The 18,988-nt window shown below is 65.8% G+C and carries 21 protein-coding genes; 4 read left to right on the plus strand and 17 right to left on the minus strand.

Features of this window, described 5'->3' with window-relative positions:
- Positions 1-32 precede the first annotated feature (32 nt).
- The 9 genes from phnD to ACWGPT_RS07995 all read right to left on the minus strand — a co-directional run bounded on the left by phnD (position 33) and on the right by ACWGPT_RS07995 (position 7,789).
- Positions 33-941 carry a phosphonate ABC transporter substrate-binding protein gene (gene phnD / locus ACWGPT_RS07955; RefSeq protein WP_452605064.1) on the minus strand — a complete coding sequence of 303 codons (909 nt, stop codon included), beginning with the start codon at positions 939-941 and terminating at the stop codon, positions 33-35.
- Positions 942-1,023: 82 nt separating this feature from the next.
- A complete protein-coding gene (gene phnC / locus ACWGPT_RS07960) occupies positions 1,024-1,872 on the minus strand; it encodes a phosphonate ABC transporter ATP-binding protein (protein ID WP_452605065.1) in 849 nt (282 codons plus the stop codon).
- A gap of 165 nt (positions 1,873-2,037) precedes the next feature.
- The gene (locus ACWGPT_RS07965; protein ID WP_452605066.1) at positions 2,038-2,379 is read right to left on the minus strand and encodes a hypothetical protein; all 342 of its coding nucleotides are present in this window, start codon (positions 2,377-2,379) and stop codon (positions 2,038-2,040) included.
- 146 nt (positions 2,380-2,525) lie between these two features.
- Positions 2,526-2,714, minus strand: a complete 189-nt coding sequence (locus tag ACWGPT_RS07970; protein WP_452605067.1) for a hypothetical protein — start codon at positions 2,712-2,714, stop codon at positions 2,526-2,528.
- 90 nt (positions 2,715-2,804) lie between these two features.
- The gene (locus tag ACWGPT_RS07975; RefSeq protein ID WP_452605068.1) at positions 2,805-3,095 is read right to left on the minus strand and encodes a helix-turn-helix domain-containing protein; all 291 of its coding nucleotides are present in this window, start codon (positions 3,093-3,095) and stop codon (positions 2,805-2,807) included.
- Positions 3,096-3,125: 30 nt separating this feature from the next.
- Positions 3,126-4,379, minus strand: coding sequence for an O-antigen ligase family protein (locus ACWGPT_RS07980; protein ID WP_452605069.1), 1,254 nt, complete (start codon positions 4,377-4,379; stop codon positions 3,126-3,128).
- Positions 4,376-5,950, minus strand: coding sequence for an undecaprenyl-phosphate glucose phosphotransferase (locus tag ACWGPT_RS07985; protein WP_452605070.1), 1,575 nt, complete (start codon positions 5,948-5,950; stop codon positions 4,376-4,378). Before ACWGPT_RS07985 ends, ACWGPT_RS07980 begins: the two co-directional genes overlap by 4 nt.
- Before the next feature lie 96 nt (positions 5,951-6,046).
- Entirely contained in the window at positions 6,047-7,207 is a 1,161-nt protein-coding gene (locus ACWGPT_RS07990) for a glycosyltransferase family 4 protein (protein WP_452605071.1), read from the minus strand.
- A 6-nt stretch (positions 7,208-7,213) separates the two neighbouring features.
- Positions 7,214-7,789 (minus strand): polysaccharide biosynthesis/export family protein, encoded by a 576-nt coding sequence (locus tag ACWGPT_RS07995; protein ID WP_452605072.1) that lies wholly within the window; start codon positions 7,787-7,789, stop codon positions 7,214-7,216.
- 163 nt (positions 7,790-7,952) lie between these two features.
- Here ACWGPT_RS07995 and ACWGPT_RS08000 point away from each other — a divergent pair, with 163 nt between their 5' ends.
- A complete protein-coding gene (locus tag ACWGPT_RS08000) occupies positions 7,953-10,106 on the plus strand; it encodes a GumC family protein (protein WP_452605073.1) in 2,154 nt (717 codons plus the stop codon).
- Between the two features lie 11 nt (positions 10,107-10,117).
- Here the strand turns inward: ACWGPT_RS08000 and ACWGPT_RS08005 are convergent, their stop codons facing one another.
- Both ACWGPT_RS08005 and ACWGPT_RS08010 read right to left on the minus strand, forming a co-directional pair.
- On the minus strand, positions 10,118-11,326 hold the full coding sequence (locus ACWGPT_RS08005; protein WP_452605074.1) for a GNAT family N-acetyltransferase: 1,209 nt from the start codon (positions 11,324-11,326) through the stop codon (positions 10,118-10,120).
- Positions 11,327-11,440: 114 nt separating this feature from the next.
- Positions 11,441-11,656 (minus strand): DUF2842 domain-containing protein, encoded by a 216-nt coding sequence (locus ACWGPT_RS08010; RefSeq protein ID WP_452605075.1) that lies wholly within the window; start codon positions 11,654-11,656, stop codon positions 11,441-11,443.
- 145 nt (positions 11,657-11,801) lie between these two features.
- Here ACWGPT_RS08010 and ACWGPT_RS08015 point away from each other — a divergent pair, with 145 nt between their 5' ends.
- A complete protein-coding gene (locus ACWGPT_RS08015; RefSeq protein ID WP_452605076.1) occupies positions 11,802-12,902 on the plus strand; it encodes a COX15/CtaA family protein in 1,101 nt (366 codons plus the stop codon).
- 57 nt (positions 12,903-12,959) lie between these two features.
- On the opposite strand, the gene argC is transcribed toward ACWGPT_RS08015, so the two are convergent.
- The 5 genes from argC to ACWGPT_RS08040 form a co-directional block, all read right to left on the minus strand.
- Entirely contained in the window at positions 12,960-13,889 is a 930-nt protein-coding gene (argC, locus tag ACWGPT_RS08020) for an N-acetyl-gamma-glutamyl-phosphate reductase (protein WP_452605077.1), read from the minus strand.
- Between the two features lie 45 nt (positions 13,890-13,934).
- Positions 13,935-14,888, minus strand: a complete 954-nt coding sequence (gene speB / locus ACWGPT_RS08025) for an agmatinase (RefSeq protein WP_452605078.1) — start codon at positions 14,886-14,888, stop codon at positions 13,935-13,937.
- 101 nt (positions 14,889-14,989) lie between these two features.
- Positions 14,990-15,457: a 30S ribosomal protein S9 gene (rpsI, locus tag ACWGPT_RS08030; RefSeq protein ID WP_452605079.1), complete on the minus strand. Its 468-nt coding sequence runs from the start codon at positions 15,455-15,457 to the stop codon at positions 14,990-14,992.
- A 2-nt stretch (positions 15,458-15,459) separates the two neighbouring features.
- On the minus strand, positions 15,460-15,924 hold the full coding sequence (gene rplM, locus ACWGPT_RS08035; RefSeq protein ID WP_452605080.1) for a 50S ribosomal protein L13: 465 nt from the start codon (positions 15,922-15,924) through the stop codon (positions 15,460-15,462).
- A gap of 216 nt (positions 15,925-16,140) precedes the next feature.
- Complete coding sequence (locus tag ACWGPT_RS08040) at positions 16,141-16,569, minus strand: PaaI family thioesterase (RefSeq protein ID WP_452605081.1); 429 nt, start codon at positions 16,567-16,569, stop codon at positions 16,141-16,143.
- A 160-nt stretch (positions 16,570-16,729) separates the two neighbouring features.
- On the opposite strand from ACWGPT_RS08040, the gene ACWGPT_RS08045 reads away from it, so the two are divergent.
- Positions 16,730-17,158 carry a CoA-binding protein gene (locus ACWGPT_RS08045; RefSeq protein ID WP_452605082.1) on the plus strand — a complete coding sequence of 143 codons (429 nt, stop codon included), beginning with the start codon at positions 16,730-16,732 and terminating at the stop codon, positions 17,156-17,158.
- A 4-nt stretch (positions 17,159-17,162) separates the two neighbouring features.
- Here ACWGPT_RS08045 and ACWGPT_RS08050 read toward each other — a convergent pair whose 3' ends face one another.
- Positions 17,163-17,588: a DUF6455 family protein gene (locus tag ACWGPT_RS08050; protein ID WP_452605083.1), complete on the minus strand. Its 426-nt coding sequence runs from the start codon at positions 17,586-17,588 to the stop codon at positions 17,163-17,165.
- A gap of 113 nt (positions 17,589-17,701) precedes the next feature.
- Here ACWGPT_RS08050 and ACWGPT_RS08055 point away from each other — a divergent pair, with 113 nt between their 5' ends.
- Positions 17,702-18,985 (plus strand): O-acetylhomoserine aminocarboxypropyltransferase, encoded by a 1,284-nt coding sequence (locus tag ACWGPT_RS08055; protein ID WP_452605084.1) that lies wholly within the window; start codon positions 17,702-17,704, stop codon positions 18,983-18,985.
- Positions 18,986-18,988 lie beyond the last annotated feature (3 nt).

The raw sequence follows: 18,988 nt of genomic DNA on the forward strand, positions 1-18,988 counted from the left end.
ACCATTCCGCGGCGGCCTCGACAGGGGGGCGATCAGCCGCCGATCGTTGCCCTGCGGGCGTCGATGATCGGCTTGTAGAAGTTGACGTCGACTTCGGCGAAGCCGGTGAAGTCGCCGCCCTGGATGGCGGAGAAGCAGGCCGCGTCGGTCTTCGGCAGGGCCAGCATGAATTCCTTGAACTTCGCCTTCATGTCGTCGTTCATCGAGGAGCGGACGACGATCGGCCCGTTCGGGATCAGCGGCGATTTCCACAGCTCGACGAGGTCGTCCATGTTGAGGATGCCCTTGTCGACCATCTTGCGCAGGTTGCCCGACGTGTAGCCGTCCTTGAACTCGCCGACGCCGGAGCCGAAGGTGGTGCCGGCATCGAACGTGCCCTTGAGGACTTCCAGCACGAGGTTTTCGTGGCCGCCGCCGAAGCCGGTCTCGGCCACGACTTCCTTGACGGGCTTGCCGCCGAGGGCTTCAGGCAGGGTGACGGTCGGGATCAGGTAGCCCGAGGTCGAGTCGGGATCTGCGAAGCCGAGCTTCTTGCCCTTGATGTCCTCGACCCTGGTCATGCCGGAATCCTTCCGCGCGACCATGATCGTGTGATAGCCCATGGAGCCGTCCGTCTGGACCGTGGTCAGGATGGGCTCCACCGCGTCCGGGTTCTCCAGGTAGACCTTCGCATAGCCTGACGCGCCCAGTTCCGCGTAATCCAGCGTGCCGCCGAGGAGGCCCTGGATCGTGCCGTCATAGTCGGCGGCCGGGAAGAGCGAGACCTTCTCGACGCCGAGGACGGCCGGCAGCTGGTCGATCATGCACTGGTAGTTGCGCAGGCGGTCGGCTTCGTTTTCGCCGCCGATGATGCCGATCCGGAATTCCTTCAGGTCTTCGGCCATGACATTGCCGGCAAGCGCGGCGAGCGCCGCGGTGGCAAGCAGAAGTTTCTTCAGCATGAGGTCTCTCCTGTTTCGTCCGGCGAACCGGAGCAGCTTTTCTCGGGATGCCCTTGACGCGGGCGTTACGATCGGGGGCGGTTCAGGCGGTGGCCGAGGCCAGCGCGCCAAGGCCACCGGATGGGCGCGCAGCCGCTTCGACGGCCGCGGGAATGTTGATGCTGGTGGAGGTCATCGTCTCGTCGATACCGGCCCCGGCGCGATCGGAACCGTAAATCTCCCGGATCGCGGCGGCCGTCAGCTGGCCCGGCGCGCCGTCGAAGACCACCCGTCCGCCGGCCATGCCGATAATGCGCTCGCAATAGGCGCGCGCCGTGTCGAGCGTATGGAGATTGGTGACGACGGTGATGCCCTCGCGCTCGTTGATGTCGCGCAGGGCATCCATGACGATCTTCGCGTTGAGGGGATCGAGCGAGGCGATCGGCTCGTCGGCCAGGACGAGGCGGGGCGCCTGCATCAGGGCGCGGGCGATCGCGACGCGCTGCTGCTGGCCACCGGAAAGCGTGCCGGCCCGCTGCAGCGCCGTCTGCTCGATGCCGAGCCGCTCCAGCGCGGCGATCGCCATGATGCGCTCTTCCCGGGTGAAGACGTTGAGGATGCTCTTCACCGTCGACCGGTGATTGAGCCTTCCGAGAAGGACATTGGTGAGGACGTCGAGCCGCGGCACGAGATTGAACTGCTGGAAGATCATCGCGCAGTCGCGCTGCCATCGCCGAAGCTCGCTTCCGCGCAGGGCCGAGACTTCGAGGTCGCCGAAATGGATGGTGCCGGAGGATGCGTCCGTGAGCCGGTTCATCATACGGAGCAGCGTGGACTTGCCGGCGCCGGAGCGGCCGATGACCCCGACCATCTGGCCCTGCGGGATCTCCAGGGTGACGGCGTCAACCGCGGTGCGGGCGCCAAATACCCGCGTGAGGTTCGTCAGTCGCATCCTGTTTCCCCCTATTCCAGCTGAGGGGTCAACTAGGCGCGCTTCATGAAGCCGTCATGTCAGGTTGATGTAGGTTCTGTGAAAGCATGAAAAAATCCCGCCCCCGTCGAGCAGCAGGGGCGGGATCCTTGGCACGGGCCGCGAGGGACCCAGCCGAATAAGAAATCAGAGCTCGGGGCAGCCGCGCTCGTTCGCGAAGACCATCCGCTCGGGACCGCGACGCGCGAAGCCCTCGACGGTCACCGTCCTGCGGGTAATCCGGGTCACCTCGGCGCGCCGCAATCCGGCATCGCGGGCGATGGAAAGTGCGAGGCGCGGGCTGCACTCGTCGCGGCGGCGATCACGATCCCGGTCGCGATCACGATCGCGGTCCCGGATGACCGGACGGACGCCATCCGGTCCGATGCGCAGTTCCAGATCCTGTGCAGAGGCAACCTGTGCGGTCGTGGCGACGGCACCGAATGTCAGGGCGAGGGCGAGGCCCATGTTGGTCAGGCTTTTCAGCATTTGTTTCTCCGCTGGCGAGTGGCGCCGTTGATGACCCCACAAACGCGATGGTGAAGGATATGTTCCCGGCATTTGCAAGGGCATTCGTAGGGGATGGATCTTTTGTGGGACTGGAAGCCCACCGCCCGGGCGGTGGGAAAATGCGCTCAGCGGAAACGGGGAGCCCGCGAGGCGTTCATGAGCAGTTCCTGCTCGGAGGCGAACGGGCCCAGAAGCTTCAGAAGCCGTGTTTCTTCGGTGCGGTCGAGACGATAGCGCTTGGCGAATTCGCTGACGCTCCAGACCTTGCGGAGACCTGTCTGCTCGACCTGCTCCAAATCGATCCGCTCGCTCATCTCAAACCCCCGCAACGCGACATTTTGGCAGTAACGCGGAACGGGCGGGAAGGTTCCGCGGATGATGCAGAAACCTGGACGCGGAAGGTGTTAGCCGTCGTTGGCCGAACTCAGGTTCTGGGGACGGATGCCCTCGTCCGTGCCGCGCTGGCGAAGCCGCACGCCCGGTCCGGCGCCGGGATTGTCCTCGCCTGCGGCCAGGAAGAGCACGCCCTTTGCCTCGAGCGACAGGCGCAGCCGTTCGCCGACCGCGGGATCGACGGCAGTAGCCGTTTCCGCGTCGCTGATCGCCGAGGCGGAAAGCCCGGTGGCAGCGGCCAGTTCTTCGATGGAGAGGCCCGCAATGGCGCGGCCGGCGCGAAGTTGATTTCCAGTCAGCATGGGAGAAATCTGGCGCGGCAGGCCGTCAAGTCAAGCGGGGAGGCTAGGGGGGACGGGCGAGCGGCTGCGCCGCAGGTGGCGCTGTTCGAGCGCGATGCAGCCCCAGACGATGCCGAGAAGAAGATAGAAGTGCCGCCAGTGATCCGTGTCGATGACATTGCCGATCAGGCAATGCCCGAGGATCAGGACCCAGCCGATCATCAGATATGGCTGCCAGGGCCGCTCGCGCAGCAGATAGCGGAACCCTGCCGCAAGCGTCCAGCCGATCAGAGTGACATAGGCAACGAAGCCGAGCCATCCGTAGGTCGTCAGCGATTTCAGCCAGATATTGTGTTCGTCCTCGCCGTACATCCGTCCGAGCTCCATCGGTCCGAGCCCCAGCGGACGCTCCATCGCCAGCAGGAAGCCGATCCTGTGGCGCTCGAACCGGCCGAGGCGGGCGCCGTCATATTCCTGGACGAGACGGGCGCGGTTGCCGAAGAGGTCGGCGACGCGATCGAACTGCAGCGCGATGAGGAGGGCGACCGCCAAAAGGGCGATGGCGGCGATCGCAATCGCGAGGATCTTCAGCCGGAACGCCGCCGTCCGCTCCTTCAGGAGCATGAGGAACACGAGCGCGACCACGGAGAAGAACAGCAGCCCCCAGGCGGCGCGGGAGAAGGACAGGAAGACGCCGAGAACCAGCACCAGCAACCCCGCGACGAGGAGCGGCGCCCGGCTGAGCCTGCCGGTCAGGAGACGATGGAGGAGATAGAGGATCGGCGCGACGAGATAGGGGCCGAAGACGTTCGGGTCTTCGAAGGCGCCCATGGCGCGGTCATAGCGCGTGAATACGCCGGCACCGGAAAAGGCGTGGAAATAGCCCAGGATGCCGAGCGTCGCGGTGATCAGCGCGGCAGCGACCCAGGCCTTGAAGATGATCTCGAGCCGCTGCGGACGGTCCTCGATGACCGCGGCGTAGAGGACGGTCGTCAGGGCCAGGAAGGTGGAGACGGCGACATACATCGGACCGCCCGCCATGTCGCGCATGACGAGAAGCGACAGCATGCCCCCGACGTTGAAGACGAGAAGAAGGGCGAGCGGTATGGCGACGGTCCTGGATATCGCCAGTCCCAGCAGGAACCAGATGGCAATCTGGGCCACCATCATCAGTTCGTAGGGAGCCGGTTCCGACATGACGAAGCCGGACAGGAAGACGCCAAGCGCGATCGCGCCCGATCCCGCCAGGCCTGCGATCGCCCGCCCTGGGTCCGCGACGCGGCTTTCGGCGGACAGGGCGCTCAATAGGCGTTCTCCGCCTTCAGGAGCCGGATCGGGGTGAGGAGCAGGATCTTCATGTCGAGCAGCAGCGACCAGTTCTCGATGTAGTGCAGGTCGTATGACGTGCGCATCCTGATCTTTTCGTCGCTGTCGAGTTCGCCGCGCAGGCCGTTGATCTGCGCCCATCCGGTGACGCCGGGCTTGACCCGGTGGCGGGCGAAGTAACTCTCCACCACGTCGACGTAGCGGCGCTCGCCGGTCTGCGCGTAGACCGAATGCGGACGTGGTCCGACCAGCGACAGGTCGCCGCGCAGGACGTTGAACAGCTGCGGCAGCTCGTCGATGGACGACTTGCGCAGGAAACGCCCGACGGGGGTGACCCGCGGGTCGTTGCGGGTGACGGCCCGCTTGGCCGTGGGGTCCGCGCCTTCCGTGTACATGGAGCGGAACTTGAGGACGTTGATGACCTCGTTGTTGAAGCCGTGGCGCTTCTGCACGAAGAGGACGGGTCCGCGGGAGGTGGCCTTCACGGCAATTGCCGCGCCGACCATGACGGGCCAGGTGACGGCAAGCGAGAGCAGGGCGAAGACGATGTCGAACGTGCGCTTCGCGACCGAATCCCAGTCGCGGATCGGCTTGTCGAAGATGTCGAACATCGGCACCACGCCCACGTGGGAGTAGGAGCGCGGCCTGAAGCGCAGCTGGTTGGCATGGGCGGCCAGCCGGATGTCGACCGGCAGGACCCAGAGCTTGCGCAGGAGCTGCAGGATGCGCGCCTCCGCGGTCGCGGGCAGGGCGATGATCAGCATGTCGACGCGGGCGAGACGGGCGAACTCGACGAGTTCCGCGAAGGTCCCGAGCTTGGGATATCCGGCAATGACGTCCGGCGAGCGCACCGAGCCACGGTCGTCGAATATGCCGCAGATGCGGATGTCGTTGTCCGGCTGCTGCTCGAGCGCCCGCACGAGCTGCTTGGCGGGTTCGCCGCCGCCGACGACGACGGCGCGGCGTTCCATGATGCCGTTGCGGGCCCAGTGACGGATGCCGAACGAGATGAGCTGGCGTTCGATCAAGAGGAAGAGCGTGCCGGTGGCGATCCAGGTGAGGTGATCGGCAAGATCAAGCGCCGGTCCCTCGATGAGGTAGAGGCCAACGGCGGCGGCAAGGAAGCCGAGGAGGGCCGCCGTCGCCACCCGGCCCCGGCTTCGCCTTGCGCTCCGGAGCATCGGGATGTGGTAGGTGTCGGCGAGCTGCAGAAGGAGGACCGTCATGCCGGAGGCGAGCGAAAGGACGGCGATCCGCGCAATCGGTTCGAGCGGCGCGGCGGCAGAGAGCAGCATGGCCGCAAGCAGGTTGACGGCAAGCAGGGAGACGAATTCGAGGAGGCGGATCTGGCCGATCAGCAGGGCGGGCGAATAGTTCTCGTCGCTATACTGGGCGGCGATCTGCCGGGCGAGCGGGTTGAGCACAGCAGGCGCCTCGGGGTCCGCGGCTGCGTCCCCGGTGGTGGAAGCGGCGTCTTCTGCGGCAGGCTCCGAGATCTTTCGGCGCAGGGCCGCAGCGTCGAAGCGCGCCTTTCTGCCCAGTTCGTTCATGGCACCGGTTCTCCTGCAGCGCATGCTCCGATCGCATGCGCGCGCGAAGCGGGGTTCCGTCCCGCCCGGACTAGCAGAAAGTTGCTAAGAAACGCTTTAGGGAGCCTTCGCCGGGGCCTTTCGGGCAACCAGTTCGCGGTAGAGGAGCAGCATGCTGTCCGCCATCGCGGAGGTCGAGAATGCGGACCGGAAGGCTTCGGGTTTCGGCATCACCCGGTCCCGCCAGCCACCGTCCGACATGGCGTCTGCCATGATATGCGAGAGCGCCGCGACATCGCCCGGCGCCGCCAGCGCCTCGCTGTCGCGACCGAGGATTTCGGGTATGCCGCCCACCCGCGAGGCGATCACCGGCTTTCGCGCCGCCAGTGCCTCGATGACGATATAGGGCATGGCTTCGGCCCGCGAGGGGACGACGACGGTATGGGCCATGGAGAAGGCCTCGCGCGTCGGCATGGCCGGCAGCATGCCGACGCGCCGCGAAAGCCCGTGCGCCGCGATCATGGTCTCGTAGTCATCCTGGTCCGGCCCGTCCCCGACGATCAGCGCGGAAAGGGGGCGCCCGATCAGGCGTTCGGTACGGGCGAAGGCATCGATGAAGACGTCCGGACCCTTCAGGTCGCGAAGCATGCCGATATAGAGGAAGTCGACCGCGTCGCTCCTCGCCGCGACCGGCTGGAATTCGCTCTCCCGGACACCGTTGAGGATCACCCGGTAGGGGCGGCGGGGTATCCCGATCCTTTCCCGATAGGTCGTCCGCTCGTAGTCGCAGACGAAGACGAGGGCGTCGGTGAAATATTCCTGCAGCCGCTCGAGGCCGGTCACGAACTTTCCGGAGAGCCGGGACGGGTCGAAGTGCAGGCTGCCGCCGTGGGGTGAGTAGAGCCGGGCGACCGGAACCCTGTTGAGCCGGAGCGCGCTGCCGATCATGCGCGCCATGGCGCCGCCCTTGGCGCCGTGGCCGTGGAGAATGTCCGGCTGCAGCCTGCGGATATGCCGGTAGCTGCGAAAGAGCGCCGGAAGGTCCGACGGGGAGATTGCCCGGCGCACCGGGATGCGGGTCAGGCCGAGGGCGAGATACGGCCTGATCGCATCGAACATGCGCTCCTCATGCGCGCCGCCCGTCGTGCTGTCGCAGAGGATGCCGACTTCGTGTCCGGCGGCATGGTGCTCTTCGACGAGGTCGCGGACGTGACGGAAGATGCCGCCGACCGGGGACCGGAAGCAATGGAGGATCCGCAATGGCCTTTGCTCTTCCATGAAGCGTCAGAACAGCCGCTCGCGGACGTAGATCGTGTCTCCTGCAAGAACCGGGCTGGAGACCTCGGTCCGCCCGGTGAAGACGCGCCCGTTGATCTTGCGGGTGACGTCGACCTCGCGCTGGTTTCCGCGCGGGGTGAAGCCGCCGGCGATGGCGATGGCGTTCTGTGCCGTCATGCCGGGCACGTAGGAATACTGGCCGGGGCGGCCGACCTCGCCCATGACGAAGACCGGACGGTAGCGGTCCACCTCGATGGTGACGTCGGGGTCGCGCAGGTAGCCCTGTTTCAGCCTCGCGGCAATGGCCCCTTCGAGGGCGGGCAGCGTCTCGCCGCGCGCCGCGACCTGCCCGATCAGCGGGAAGGCGATGTAGCCGGCCTGGTCGACCGTATAGGTGTTGGAAAGCCCGGGCTGCTCGAACACGGTGATCCGCAGCCGGTCGCCGCTGTCGAGCCGGTAGGGCTGTATCGTCGCCTGCTGGAAGGATTTCGGCGCAGGCTGCGACGTCGAGCACGCCGCAAGCGCAGCGGCGATCGACACCACGGCGACGGTCGTCAGGCTTGTTCGACGGGCGAAGGACATTCGCGATATGCTCCGGATGCGCAGTTTGATGCCTATTTATCCGTCGATCACGGTTAACGCCCGGTAAAGGTGCCGGCGTCGGCCCGGCTGTCCGGGAGCCCATTAACCCTCGCGTTACCATGCTGGTTTACCATCGCGCAGTTGGCGAGGTTGGAGCTTGTGAATGTCGGGCGTAATGGGCAACAGTCAGGATGCGGATATCGACCTGGGGCGGCTTTTCTCCGCCGTCTGGCGGCACCGGCGCCGTTTGCTGGGTGCGACCGCGCTCGCGGCGGGACTTGCGCTTGCGGTGACGACCATGATGACGCCGAGCTTCCGGGGAGAGGCGCGGATCCTGATCGAATCCCGCTCTCCCAACCTGAACGCCGCCCAGGCGCCCGCCGCCGCCAACGACCCCGTCCTCGACGCCCTCAACATTACCAGCCAGGCGGAGGTCCTCCAGTCGAGCGACCTGATCAAGCAGGTCGCCCGTGATCTCAAGCTGCACGAGATCGCCGAGTTCGACCCGGACGGGCATTCGCTGTTTCCCGGCCCCTTCGTGCTGCTCGGCCTGGCCCAGGACCCGCTGTCGGTCGCGCCCGAGGAAAGGGTGATCCGCGAATTCCGGGAGAAGCTCCGGGTCTATCCGATCGAGAACTCGCGCATCATCGCGATCGAATTCTCCGCCCATGATCCGAAGCTTGCGGCAGCCATCCCCAACAAGATGGCGGAAGTCTACCTGACCATCGAGAGCGGTGCCAAGCTGGACACCCAGTCGGAAACGGCCAAGTGGCTGGAGCCCGAGATCGCCGCCTTGACGGAACGGGTCCGCGAGGCCGAGCGCAAGGTCGCGGACTACAGGGCCGAAGCCGGCCTGTTCCAGACCGCCCAGAGCGGCAGTTTCGCGGCTCAGCAACTGAACGACATCTCGACCGAGCTTGCCCGTGTCAGGGGCGAACGCGCCAATGCGGAGGCGAGGGCGCAGAACGTCCGCGCCGCACTGGAGGCGGGACGCGCGTCGGACACGCTGACGGACGTCGTCGGCTCGCAGGTCATCCAGCGGCTGAAGGAAACCGAGGCGAACATCCAGGCGCAGATTTCCGACCAGTCGACCGTGCTGCTCGAGAACCATCCGCGCCTCAGGGGGCTTCGCGCCCAGCTTCAGGGCATCCGCCGGCAGATCGAGGCGGAGACGCAGAAGATCCTCGCGAGCCTCGACAACGAGGCCGAGGTCTCGCGCCTGCGCGAAACGCAACTCGTCCAGCAGCTCAACACGATCAAGGCGGATTCGGCCCGAGTCGGCGGCGAAGAGGTCGGGCTCCGCGCGCTCGAGCGGGAAGCGGCGGCACAGCGGCAATTGCTCGAGACCTACCTTGCCCGCTACCGCGAGGCGGCCTCGCGCCAGGAACCCGGTGCCGCACCCGCCGATGCGCGCATCGTCTCCACCGCCATCGAGCCGCAGAAACCCTATTTCCCGAAGGTCCTTCCGATCGTCATCGTCGTGTCGCTCGCAACGCTGGTCCTGGGTTCGATCGCCGTCATGCTGGGCGAACTGTTCTCCGGACGGGCACTGAGGCCCTCCCGGGAAACGGAAGGCGGCAGCCTCGCGGCCGTGCCCGACATCGACGGCCATCGCGTCCACCGGATGCAGGCCGATGCCGCCGCGCGGTTCGACCGTCTTCCCGAAGAGAAACAGAATGGCAGGATCGTCGAGGAGGCCGCCGAGCCTCCCGCACCGGACGCGCAGGGCGAGGACGAGGTCTTCACCCTCGAGACGGTGGCGAACTACCTGACCCGGTACGACGTCTCGGTGGCGCTCGCCGTGTCGCCGCAGGGCGATGAGGGGTCGACGGCCACGGTCATGCTGGCGCGGGACATCGCCGATCGCGGCAAGACCGTGGTTCTCATCGACATGACCGGCTCGGCCTGCCCGAGCAGGCTGATGGGGGCGGGTGCCATGCCGGGGGTCACCGACCTTCTCTGCGGCGAGGTGGCGTTCGGCGAGGCCATTCACGCCGACCGGCTGTCCGACGCCCATATCGTCCCGACCGGCAAGGCGGATGCCGTCGCCGCCATGCGCGGGATCGATCGCCTGTCGATGATCATCGATGCGCTTTCGGATGCCTATGACCACGTTCTGGTGGAATGCGGGGCGGCCGACGTCGAAGGCATCTCGCGCCTCGGCCGAGGGCGCGACGTGGAGATCATCTTCTCCGTTTCCGACGCCGCCGGCGACGGTCTTGCGCCGGTGCTGGAAGCCTACGAAAAGGCCGGCTTCGGCAATATCCTCGTCATGGCGTCGGACGCGAGCGCACCCGACGGGCGCCGCGCCGCCTGAGCCGGTATGCCCTAGCGCGCCGCGAGCGACCGCAGCCGTTGCACCGTGGAATAGAGGGCGTCGCTGCGCTTCACCGCCTTCTTCAGGCCGCGAACGGCGGCGAGGACCGGCTGCGCCAGGCGGCCCTTCCACGACAGCGGCAGGAGGATGTCGTAGAGGACCGTTTCCTGCGTGCACCAGCTGCGCTTGTAGGGCTGGTCCCCGAGGCCGAAGTCGAAGACGGCAGCCCCTTCCAGGCAGGCCTGTTCGATGATCATCCAGAAAAGCAGTTCGCCGGGGCTCGCGTCCGGACAGAGCTTGTCGTCGATCGAGCCGAACTGGCAAAGGACGTGATCGCCCTTGCGCGACATTCCGCTGATGGCGACGATGCTGCGACGCTCGTCGCACAGCCGCAGGGCATGCACCCTCAGGGGATGGTCGGACTTCCCGACGGACCCGTCGATGAGGCCGTGGAGGAAGCGGCGAACCTCAGGTGGCTGGAAGACGTCGGGCAGGCCGGCCGCCGCCAGCCGCTCCGATTTCTGGTCGAAGAAAAGGTCGAGCAGGGCATGCTGCTCGCTCGCCCCTTCCGGGCAAGAGTGTTCGAAACCTCCAAGCGCGTCCAGCCTGCGGCACTGCTGCCGGTGCCGCTTGCGGCGGGTCTTGGCGTTCAGCTGGGCGATCGTCTCGTCCATGGTTGCCTTGAGCGGGAGCTGGAACGAGCGGTCGGGATGTTCCAGCGTCATCAGCGCATGGAAGGGATGCCGGATCCCCGCAGGCGACGGGTGCAGGGTATCGAGAAGAACGAGGTCGGCCTTCGGAGCGATGGCCCCGGCGAGGGCGGCGGCAAGCCGGCGCGTCGCCTCGTCGTCCGGCTCGGGGAAATCGGCGCTGAAGAGGCCGGTGTTCAGATTGTTGAACCTTCCGCCCGGGAACCGCGCGATCGTGAGGCCATATTCGCTCACCAATTCGAGCGGCAGCAGCATTACCGTCCGGTCGCCGGCGCGTGCGCGAAGGATCAGCGGCGTCCGCCGGACTGCCCGCCACCATGCGCAGGCCCAGTCGAAGTCCTGGTTGAGGGAATTCCGCGGCAGCTTGGCAAGGGCGCGCCATTCGCCTTCCACTTCCGCCGGTGCATCCACGATATCGAAGCGCAACGAAACGAGGTCGACCGGAGTGACCGGTTCGACGGGCGGCAGATTATCGACATGGCCGAGGGCCTGGAGGTTCCGACGCGACATCCCGTCACCTGCTTCTGACGACGACATGATAGTCCCGACCGATTGCGCCGGAGTTTACGAGATCCTCGACGGGGCCAAGCTTTGCGGAGCGTGGTTAACCGGGCGCAAAGACGCTCAGTCCTTCTTCCTGGCGCCGCCCGCCATCCACTTGATGATGAGCATTGCCGGCAGGATCCACAGGACGCCGGAGAACATGAAGTAGAGGAGGTGGACCCACCAGGGTTGGGTGGCGAGCGTCAGCGTGGCGATCGTGGTTGCAAGCAACGCATAGGTGATCACGAGGATGATGATCAGGATCGTTCCGATGAAGCTCCGCAGCCTTTGCGGCATTCTGTTCTCCCGAAAATCGGCGCGCTCACAGGCCCGCGACGGCATGCCGCAAAGCGCCGGGGCTTGTTTTGCATGGGTGCATGGGGCAAATCAACGACTTTGTTCGAGGCATTTTGACTGCCTTGCCCATCCCCGGGGAGTGACGATGTCGGCGGCAGACGTAACAGCAGTGGAAATCTACGGACGGACGCGCAAGCGCGACCGCGATCGCAGGATGGTTCGGATCTGGCTGGGCTTCGTGATCTTCACGCTGTTCTGCCTGGTCATCGTCGGCGGCGCCACGCGCCTGACCGACTCCGGCCTGTCTATCACCGAATGGAAGCCGATCCACGGCGCCATCCCGCCGCTCACCGTCGCCGAATGGCAGGAGGAGTTCGATCTCTACAAGCGCATCCCGCAATACCAGGAAATCAACAAGGGCATGTCGCTCGACGAGTTCAAGACGATCTTCTGGTGGGAGTGGGCGCATCGCTTCCTCGCCCGGGCGATCGGATTGGTCTTCGCGCTGCCGCTCGTTTATTTCTGGGCGACCGGCCGCATCGAGCGCCGGATACGCGGGCCGCTCCTCGGACTTCTTGCGCTCGGCGGCTTCCAGGGCTTCATCGGCTGGTGGATGGTATCGTCGGGGCTGAGCAAGCTCACCAGCGTGTCGCAGTACCGGCTCGCCGTCCACCTGACCATCGCCTGCCTGATCTTCGCCGCCTGCGTCTGGATCATGCGCGGACTTTCCGCCCATAGCGACGACCGCGCGCCCGCCGGACGCGGCAAGGCCGGGGCGGTCGCCGTTGCTATCCTCTGTATCGTGCAGATCTATCTCGGCGCGCTCGTCGCCGGCCTCGACGCCGGGCTCTCCTACAATACCTGGCCGCTGATGGACGGCGCCTTCGTTCCGGGCGGCCTCTTCATCCAGGAGCCCTGGTGGATCAACCTGTTCGAGAACCCGAAGACGGTGCAGTTCGTCCACCGCATCGGCGCCTATGTGCTGCTGGTGGTCGCTCTCTGGCATATGGCGACGATGCTGATGGATGCGCCCGGCACGACCCATGCCCGTCGCGCCGTCGTCCTTGTCGGCCTGATCCTCGTCCAGGCGGGGATCGGCATCGTGACGCTGCTGACGCAGGTCCATCTCCATACGGCGCTTGCCCACCAGGGCATGGCCCTGATCGTGCTGGGCTTTGCGGTGGCCCATTGGCGCGGCTTCGTCGGGGAATATCCGCGCGAAGTGACCGTGGAAGTCAGGTCCTGAAACGAAAAAAGGCCGCAAGCGCGGCCTTTTTGACATCCCGTCGCGGGGAAGGGCTGATCATGCCGAGAGCATGATGTCCATGTTCTGGACCGCACCGCCCGAGGCGCCCTTGCCGAGATTGTCGAGGACGGCGACGAGGTTGACGTGGGCTCCACCGGTATTGCCGAAGACGAAGAGCTTCATCGTGTCCTTGCCGGCCAGTTCCTCGGGATCGATGCGGGAGATCGCATCGCTCTCCGCCAGGCCCACCACCTCCACCACGTCCTGCCCCGCATAGTGGGCGAGCAGCGCCTTGTGGATGCTTTCCCGCGTGAAGCCGTTCTTGAGGTCCTCCAGGAAGAGCGGGATCTGGACGATCATCCCCTGCGGGAAACGGCCGACCGAGGGGGCGAAGAACGGCGGGCGGTCGAGCAGGCCGTGCACCGTCATTTCCGGCACGTGCTTGTGCTTCAGGTTGAGGCCGTAGAGGAAATGGTTGGCGGTGATGGAATCCTCGCGGCCCGCATCCTCCATCTGGGCGATCATCTGCTTGCCGCCGCCCGTATAGCCGGACACGGCGTTGATGGTCACCGGATAGCCGTCCGGCAGGATGCCGGCTGCCCTGAGGGGCCGGATCAGGCCGATCGCGCCGGTCGGATAGCAGCCGGGATTGGCGACGAAGCGGGAATCCCGGATCCTGGCGCGCTGCCCCTTGTCCATCTCCGCAAACCCGTAGGCCCATGCCGGGTCGACCCGGTAGGCGGTGGACGTGTCGATGATCCGCACGCTGTCATTGCCCGAAAGCATGCCGACCGCTTCGCGGGAGGCGTCGTCGGGCAGGCAGAGGATGGCAATGTCGGCGCTGTTGAGCAGGTCCTCGCGCATGGCGGCATTGCGCCGTTCCGCCTCGGGAATGGACAGGAGCTCGACATCGCGGCGGGCAGCCAGGCGCGTACGGATCTGCAGTCCGGTCGTGCCGTGTTCGCCATCGATGAAGATCTTCGCCATCTTGTCAGTCCTGTCTGTTGCGCTTTTCCTGCGGGCCCGGTCGCCTCAACGCCCTTCGGCGAGGCGCCCGGCCCTCAGTCCGAGCATATACATGGCGACCGTAGCCCCAGCAATGGCGGTGACGTCGGCGTGGTCGTAGGCGGGGGCCACCTCGACCACGTCCGCGCCGCGGATGTCGAGCCCCTGCAGCTTGCGCATGACGGAGAGGATCTTTGCCGTCGATGGCCCGCCGGCGACGGGCGTTCCGGTCCCGGGCGCAAAGGCCGGGTCGAAGCAGTCGATGTCGAAGGTGAGATAGGCGGGCGCGCCATCGGTCCGGGCAAGGATCGCCTCGGCAATCTCGGCCGTCGTCATCTCCTCGACCTCGTGGCCGTAGACGATGCGGATGCCGCAGTCTTCCGGCGCGTGGGTGCGAATTCCGATCTGGATCGAGCGGCTGGTGTCGATCAGCCCCTCGCGGGCGGCGCGGGCGACGAAGGAGCCGTGGTCGATGCGGCGGTTGTCGTCGAACCAGGTGTCCTGGTGGGCGTCGAACTGGACGAGCGCCAGCGGCCCGTGGCGCGCGACATGCGCCTTGAGGAGCGGCCAGGTGATGAAATGGTCGCCGCCGAGGGTGAGCAGGAAGGCGCCGCCGGCAATGAGCCGTGTCGCTTCCCGTTCGATCGTGGCCGGCGTCTCCTGATGGTTGCCGTAGTCGAGGAGGCAATCGCCGTAGTCGACGACCGCCATCCCTTCGAAGAGGTCGCGGCCGAAGGGATATTGCGGGTCGTTGTCGAAGATCGCCGAGGCGCGGCGGATCGCCTGCGGCCCGAACCGGGCGCCTGGCCGGTTGGAGGTGGCCGCGTCGAAGGGGATGCCCCAGACCACGGCATCGGCGCCGGCCGTATCCTTGCTGAAGCGGCGGCGCATGAAGGAGAGCGCGCCCGCATAGGTCGGGTCGGTGGCCGCCGATGTCAGGCTCGCCGCGGTGAATGCGTGATCGATCGTCTTTCCTGCCATGGTCCCGTTCCCCTTCGCATGGCCGCCGGATCGCGGCCGGGCACAAAAAGAAAAGGCGGAGCCGAAGCCCCGCCTTGTCTGAATTCCAGGTCCGTGAACGCTTAGCGCTTGGAGAACTGGAACGAACGACGGGCCTTGGCCTTGCCGTACTTCTTGCGCTCGACGACGCGGCTGTCGCGGGTCAGGAAGCCACCCTTCTTGAGGACCGGGCGAAGGCCCGGCTCGAAGTAGGTCAGGGCCTTGGAGATGCCGTGACGAACGGCACCGGCCTGGCCGGAAAGGCCGCCGCCGGTAACCGTGGCGATGACGTCGAACTGGCCGCCGCGGTTCGAGGCGACGATCGGCTGCTGCAGGATCATCTGCAGGACCGGACGCGCGAAATACGCGGAGAAGTCCTTGCCGTTGACGACGATCTTGCCCGAGCCGGCCTTGACCCATACGCGGGCTACGGCGTTCTTGCGCTTGCCGGTCGCATAGGAGCGGCCCTGGGCGTCGACCTTGCGGACGTGAACCGGAGCCTGGTTTTCGGCCGCCGGAGCGAGATCCTTCAGAGAGGAGAGATCGGCCATTATCAGGCGCTCCTTACGTTCTTCTTGTTCAGCGATGCCACGTCGAGAGCGACCGGCTGCTGGGCTTCGTGGGGATGGTTGGAACCGGCATAGACGCGCAGGTTCTTCATCTGGCGACGGCCGAGCGGGCCGCGCGGGATCATGCGCTCGATGGCCTTCTCGACGACACGCTCCGGGAAGCGGCCTTCGATGATGGCGCGTGCGGTGCGCTCCTTGATGCCGCCGGGATAGCCGGTGTGCCAGTAGTACTTCTTGTCGGTATACTTCTTGCCGGTGAAGACGACCTTCTCGGCATTGATGACGATGACGTTGTCGCCGTCGTCAACGTGAGGCGTGTAGGTGGCCTTGTGCTTGCCGCGCAGGCGGTTGGCAACGATGGTGGCGAGGCGACCGACGACCAGCCCTTCGGCGTCGATGATCACCCACTTCTTCTCCACCTCTGCAGGCTTCTGAACGAAAGTAGACATTGTTTATCTTTCCACTGGATCCCCATGCACGATGGCCCGGGGCGTTTCTTGTTGCTTGGGTTGGCGGAAAGCCGCCAAAAAGAATGCCGACCGCAAGGGTCAGCAATCTGCGGTGCTTATACCGGTGACGGAAATTCGCGTCAACCGGGCGGATCTGGCTGCCCTGAAAATTACCTCAATGAATTCAACGGCATAATTATGTGGTGCAATGATACCTCATGATCTCGATGGAATCGAATAGGTGGCGGTCGCCTGGCAGACGGGCCCATCGGCCCTTTCCTGGGTGATGACGGTATCCATGACCGCCAGCCGCTTGCCGAGCTTGAGGATGCGGCAGTCGCAGAAAAGCGGCGCGAGACCGGGGCGGCGCAGGAAGTTGATGTTGAGGCTGGTGGTGACGGCGAGCGCCACCGGGCCGACATGCGCGAGGAGTGCCGCATAGGCGGCGACGTCCGCCAGCATGAACATGGCGGGTCCGGAGATCGTCGCGCCCGGCCGCAGGTGACGTTCGGCCGGATCGAAGCGCATGGTCAGGCCCCCGAGCCGAACCTCGGTGATCTCAAGCACCCGGCCATCGATGCTGATCTGCGGAAATTCGCGGTCCAGGAACGCGTGGATCTCCTGCGAAGTCATGATCGGCTGCATGCATTCCCCCCCATGTCATTGTCGTCTGTCGCACTTCTAGCAGCGATCCCTGAACTCGCCACTCCCTGCCTTCGACCAAAATGCCATGCGAGCGGAGGGGATGTATTGGCGGGGATCGATCCTAGATTAGGAGAGGACAAGCGCATCCCGGAGGAAACGGATGAACCACGACAGTTACGACCCCGCCTATCTCACCGACATCCTGAAGACCACGAAGACGGTCGCGCTCGTCGGCGCCTCGCCCAATCCGGACCGGCCGAGCAACAGCGTCATGGCCTTCCTCCTGTCGAAGGGATACCGCGTCTTCCCGGTCAATCCCGGCCAGGCGGGCAAGGAGATCCACGGCCAGAAGGTCTATGGCAGGCTTTCCGACATTCCCGAGGCGATAGACATGGTCGATGTTTTCCGTGCCGCCGAATATCTCGGCACCGTCGTCGACGAGGCGCTGGCATTGCCGCAGACGCCGAAAGTGATCTGGGGACAGCTGGGCGTGCGCGACGACGATGCCGCAGCCAGGGCGGAGGCTGCGGGCGTCAGGGTCGTCATGAACCGCTGCCCGGCGATCGAATATCCGCGGCTCGTCGGCTGACGCCTCAGGCTGTCAACAGCTTCGCCTCGGCGCGCATGCCGCCGAGATGTGCGGCATTGCCGCAATAGCGGACATGTTCGTGTTCCGCGGCACCGCGCGCCAGGTCCCTGCGGCAGCGGTCCTTCGACGTGCAGGTCGAGCAGGTGATCTGCATGTCGCGGAACTGGAGGCCGTGGGCGCGCGCAGCCTCGTCCGGGTCGATATCGAGCACCTTCATCAGCGCAATCACGTCGTCCGAAGCGCCGGGGCCTGCCTTGGCCAGCTGCCGCAGCTGGCCGGGCGTCACGCAGCAGTCGCGGGCGATCTCGCGCAGGGCCTCGTCGTCGAGCCGGCCGATGACGTCGCCCTCGCTCGTGCCCTCGAAGGCCCTTGCGCACCATTGCAGCAGGCGCGATGCGAGCGTTGCGGATGAATGTGCTACCGTTTCCATGATGAACCCCTCTCTTCTTTCGGGAAGGCTACCGGTCGGACACGGAATTTCCTTGATACGGATCAACCAAGACGCTTTGTTGTGGCCGATGAATTTTGCAGGAGGAGGACGACATGACCACGCATCATCCGGGCTTTGCCACGCTGGCCGTACACGCGGGCGCACAACCCGATCCGACGACCGGGGCGAGGGCGACGCCGATCTACCAGACGACGTCCTTCGTCTTCAACGATGCCGACCACGCGGCCGCACTCTTCGGCCTGCAGCAGTTCGGGAACATCTACACCCGCATCATGAACCCCACCCAGGCGGTGCTGGAGGAGCGCGTCGCCGCGCTCGAGGGCGGTTCCGCAGCGCTGGCGGTTGCCTCCGGTCATGCGGCGCAGATGCTGGTCTTCCACACGATCATGACGCCGGGCGACAATTTCATCGCCGCCCGCAAGCTCTATGGCGGCTCGATCAATCAGTTCGGGCACGCGTTCAAGAACTTCGGCTGGGAGGTCCGCTGGGCCGATCCTGAAGATCCGGAGAGCTTCGCGAGCCTCGTCGACGAACGCACCAAGGGCGTGTTCATCGAGAGCCTCGCCAATCCCGGCGGCACCTTCGTCGATGTCGCGGCGATCGCCGACGTCGCGCATCGCCACGGCCTGCCGCTGATCGTCGACAACACCATGGCCAGCCCCTATCTCCTGCGCCCGCTTGAGCACGGCGCGGACATCATCGTCCATTCGCTGACCAAGTTCCTGGGCGGCCACGGCAATTCCATGGGCGGCATCATCGTCGACGGCGGCACCTTCGACTGGTCCGCGCCGGGCAAGTATCCGATGCTCTCCGAGCCGCGGCCGGAATACGGCGGCATCGTCATGCACCAGACCTTCGGCAATATCGGCTTCGCGATCGCCTGCCGGGTGCTCGGCCTTCGCGACCTCGGCGCTGCCATCTCCCCGTTCAACGCCTTCATGATCCTGACCGGCATCGAGACGCTTCCGCTCCGCATGCAGCGCCACTGCGACAATGCGCTTGCGGTGGCGACGTGGCTGAAGGGCCACGACAAGGTTGCCTGGGTGAGCTACTCGGCGCTTGAGGACGACCCGAACCACGCCCTGCAGCGCCGCTATTCGCCGAAGGGCGCCGGTGCCGTATTCACCTTCGGCCTGAAGGGCGGCTACGAGGCGGGCAAGGCTTTCGTCGAGGGCCTTCAGATGTTCTCCCACCTCGCCAATATCGGCGACACCCGCTCGCTCGTCATCCATCCGGCCTCCACCACCCACCGGCAGCTTTCCGAGGAGCAGCAGGTGGCGGCGGGCGCGGGCCCCGACGTGGTGCGCCTGTCGATCGGCATCGAGGACCAGGCCGACATCATCGCCGACCTCGAACAGTCGCTGGCGAAGATCTGAGCC

The organism is Pseudorhizobium sp. NPDC055634, assembly GCF_053618655.1.

Bases quoted from the DNA above. Each gene is read 5' to 3' on its own strand.
- ACWGPT_RS07970 (WP_452605067.1), bottom strand. From the start codon at position 2,714: ATGAGCGAGCGGATCGATTTGGAGCAGGTCGAGCAGACAGGTCTCCGC.
- ACWGPT_RS08045 (WP_452605082.1), top strand. From the start codon at position 16,730: ATGAACCACGACAGTTACGACCCCGCCTATCTCACCGACATCCTGAAG.
- ACWGPT_RS08015 (WP_452605076.1), top strand. From the start codon at position 11,802: ATGTCGGCGGCAGACGTAACAGCAGTGGAAATCTACGGACGGACGCGC.
- ACWGPT_RS07975 (WP_452605068.1), bottom strand. From the start codon at position 3,095: ATGCTGACTGGAAATCAACTTCGCGCCGGCCGCGCCATTGCGGGCCTC.
- rplM (WP_452605080.1), bottom strand. From the start codon at position 15,924: ATGTCTACTTTCGTTCAGAAGCCTGCAGAGGTGGAGAAGAAGTGGGTG.
- ACWGPT_RS08050 (WP_452605083.1), bottom strand. From the start codon at position 17,588: ATGGAAACGGTAGCACATTCATCCGCAACGCTCGCATCGCGCCTGCTG.
- ACWGPT_RS08000 (WP_452605073.1), top strand. From the start codon at position 7,953: ATGTCGGGCGTAATGGGCAACAGTCAGGATGCGGATATCGACCTGGGG.
- ACWGPT_RS07985 (WP_452605070.1), bottom strand. From the start codon at position 5,950: ATGAACGAACTGGGCAGAAAGGCGCGCTTCGACGCTGCGGCCCTGCGC.
- ACWGPT_RS08055 (WP_452605084.1), top strand. From the start codon at position 17,702: ATGACCACGCATCATCCGGGCTTTGCCACGCTGGCCGTACACGCGGGC.
- speB (WP_452605078.1), bottom strand. From the start codon at position 14,888: ATGGCAGGAAAGACGATCGATCACGCATTCACCGCGGCGAGCCTGACA.
- phnC (WP_452605065.1), bottom strand. From the start codon at position 1,872: ATGCGACTGACGAACCTCACGCGGGTATTTGGCGCCCGCACCGCGGTT.
- ACWGPT_RS08040 (WP_452605081.1), bottom strand. From the start codon at position 16,569: ATGCAGCCGATCATGACTTCGCAGGAGATCCACGCGTTCCTGGACCGC.
- ACWGPT_RS07965 (WP_452605066.1), bottom strand. From the start codon at position 2,379: ATGCTGAAAAGCCTGACCAACATGGGCCTCGCCCTCGCCCTGACATTC.
- phnD (WP_452605064.1), bottom strand. From the start codon at position 941: ATGCTGAAGAAACTTCTGCTTGCCACCGCGGCGCTCGCCGCGCTTGCC.
- ACWGPT_RS07990 (WP_452605071.1), bottom strand. From the start codon at position 7,207: ATGGAAGAGCAAAGGCCATTGCGGATCCTCCATTGCTTCCGGTCCCCG.
- ACWGPT_RS08005 (WP_452605074.1), bottom strand. From the start codon at position 11,326: ATGTCGCGTCGGAACCTCCAGGCCCTCGGCCATGTCGATAATCTGCCG.
- ACWGPT_RS08010 (WP_452605075.1), bottom strand. From the start codon at position 11,656: ATGCCGCAAAGGCTGCGGAGCTTCATCGGAACGATCCTGATCATCATC.
- argC (WP_452605077.1), bottom strand. From the start codon at position 13,889: ATGGCGAAGATCTTCATCGATGGCGAACACGGCACGACCGGACTGCAG.
- rpsI (WP_452605079.1), bottom strand. From the start codon at position 15,457: ATGGCCGATCTCTCCTCTCTGAAGGATCTCGCTCCGGCGGCCGAAAAC.
- ACWGPT_RS07995 (WP_452605072.1), bottom strand. From the start codon at position 7,789: ATGTCCTTCGCCCGTCGAACAAGCCTGACGACCGTCGCCGTGGTGTCG.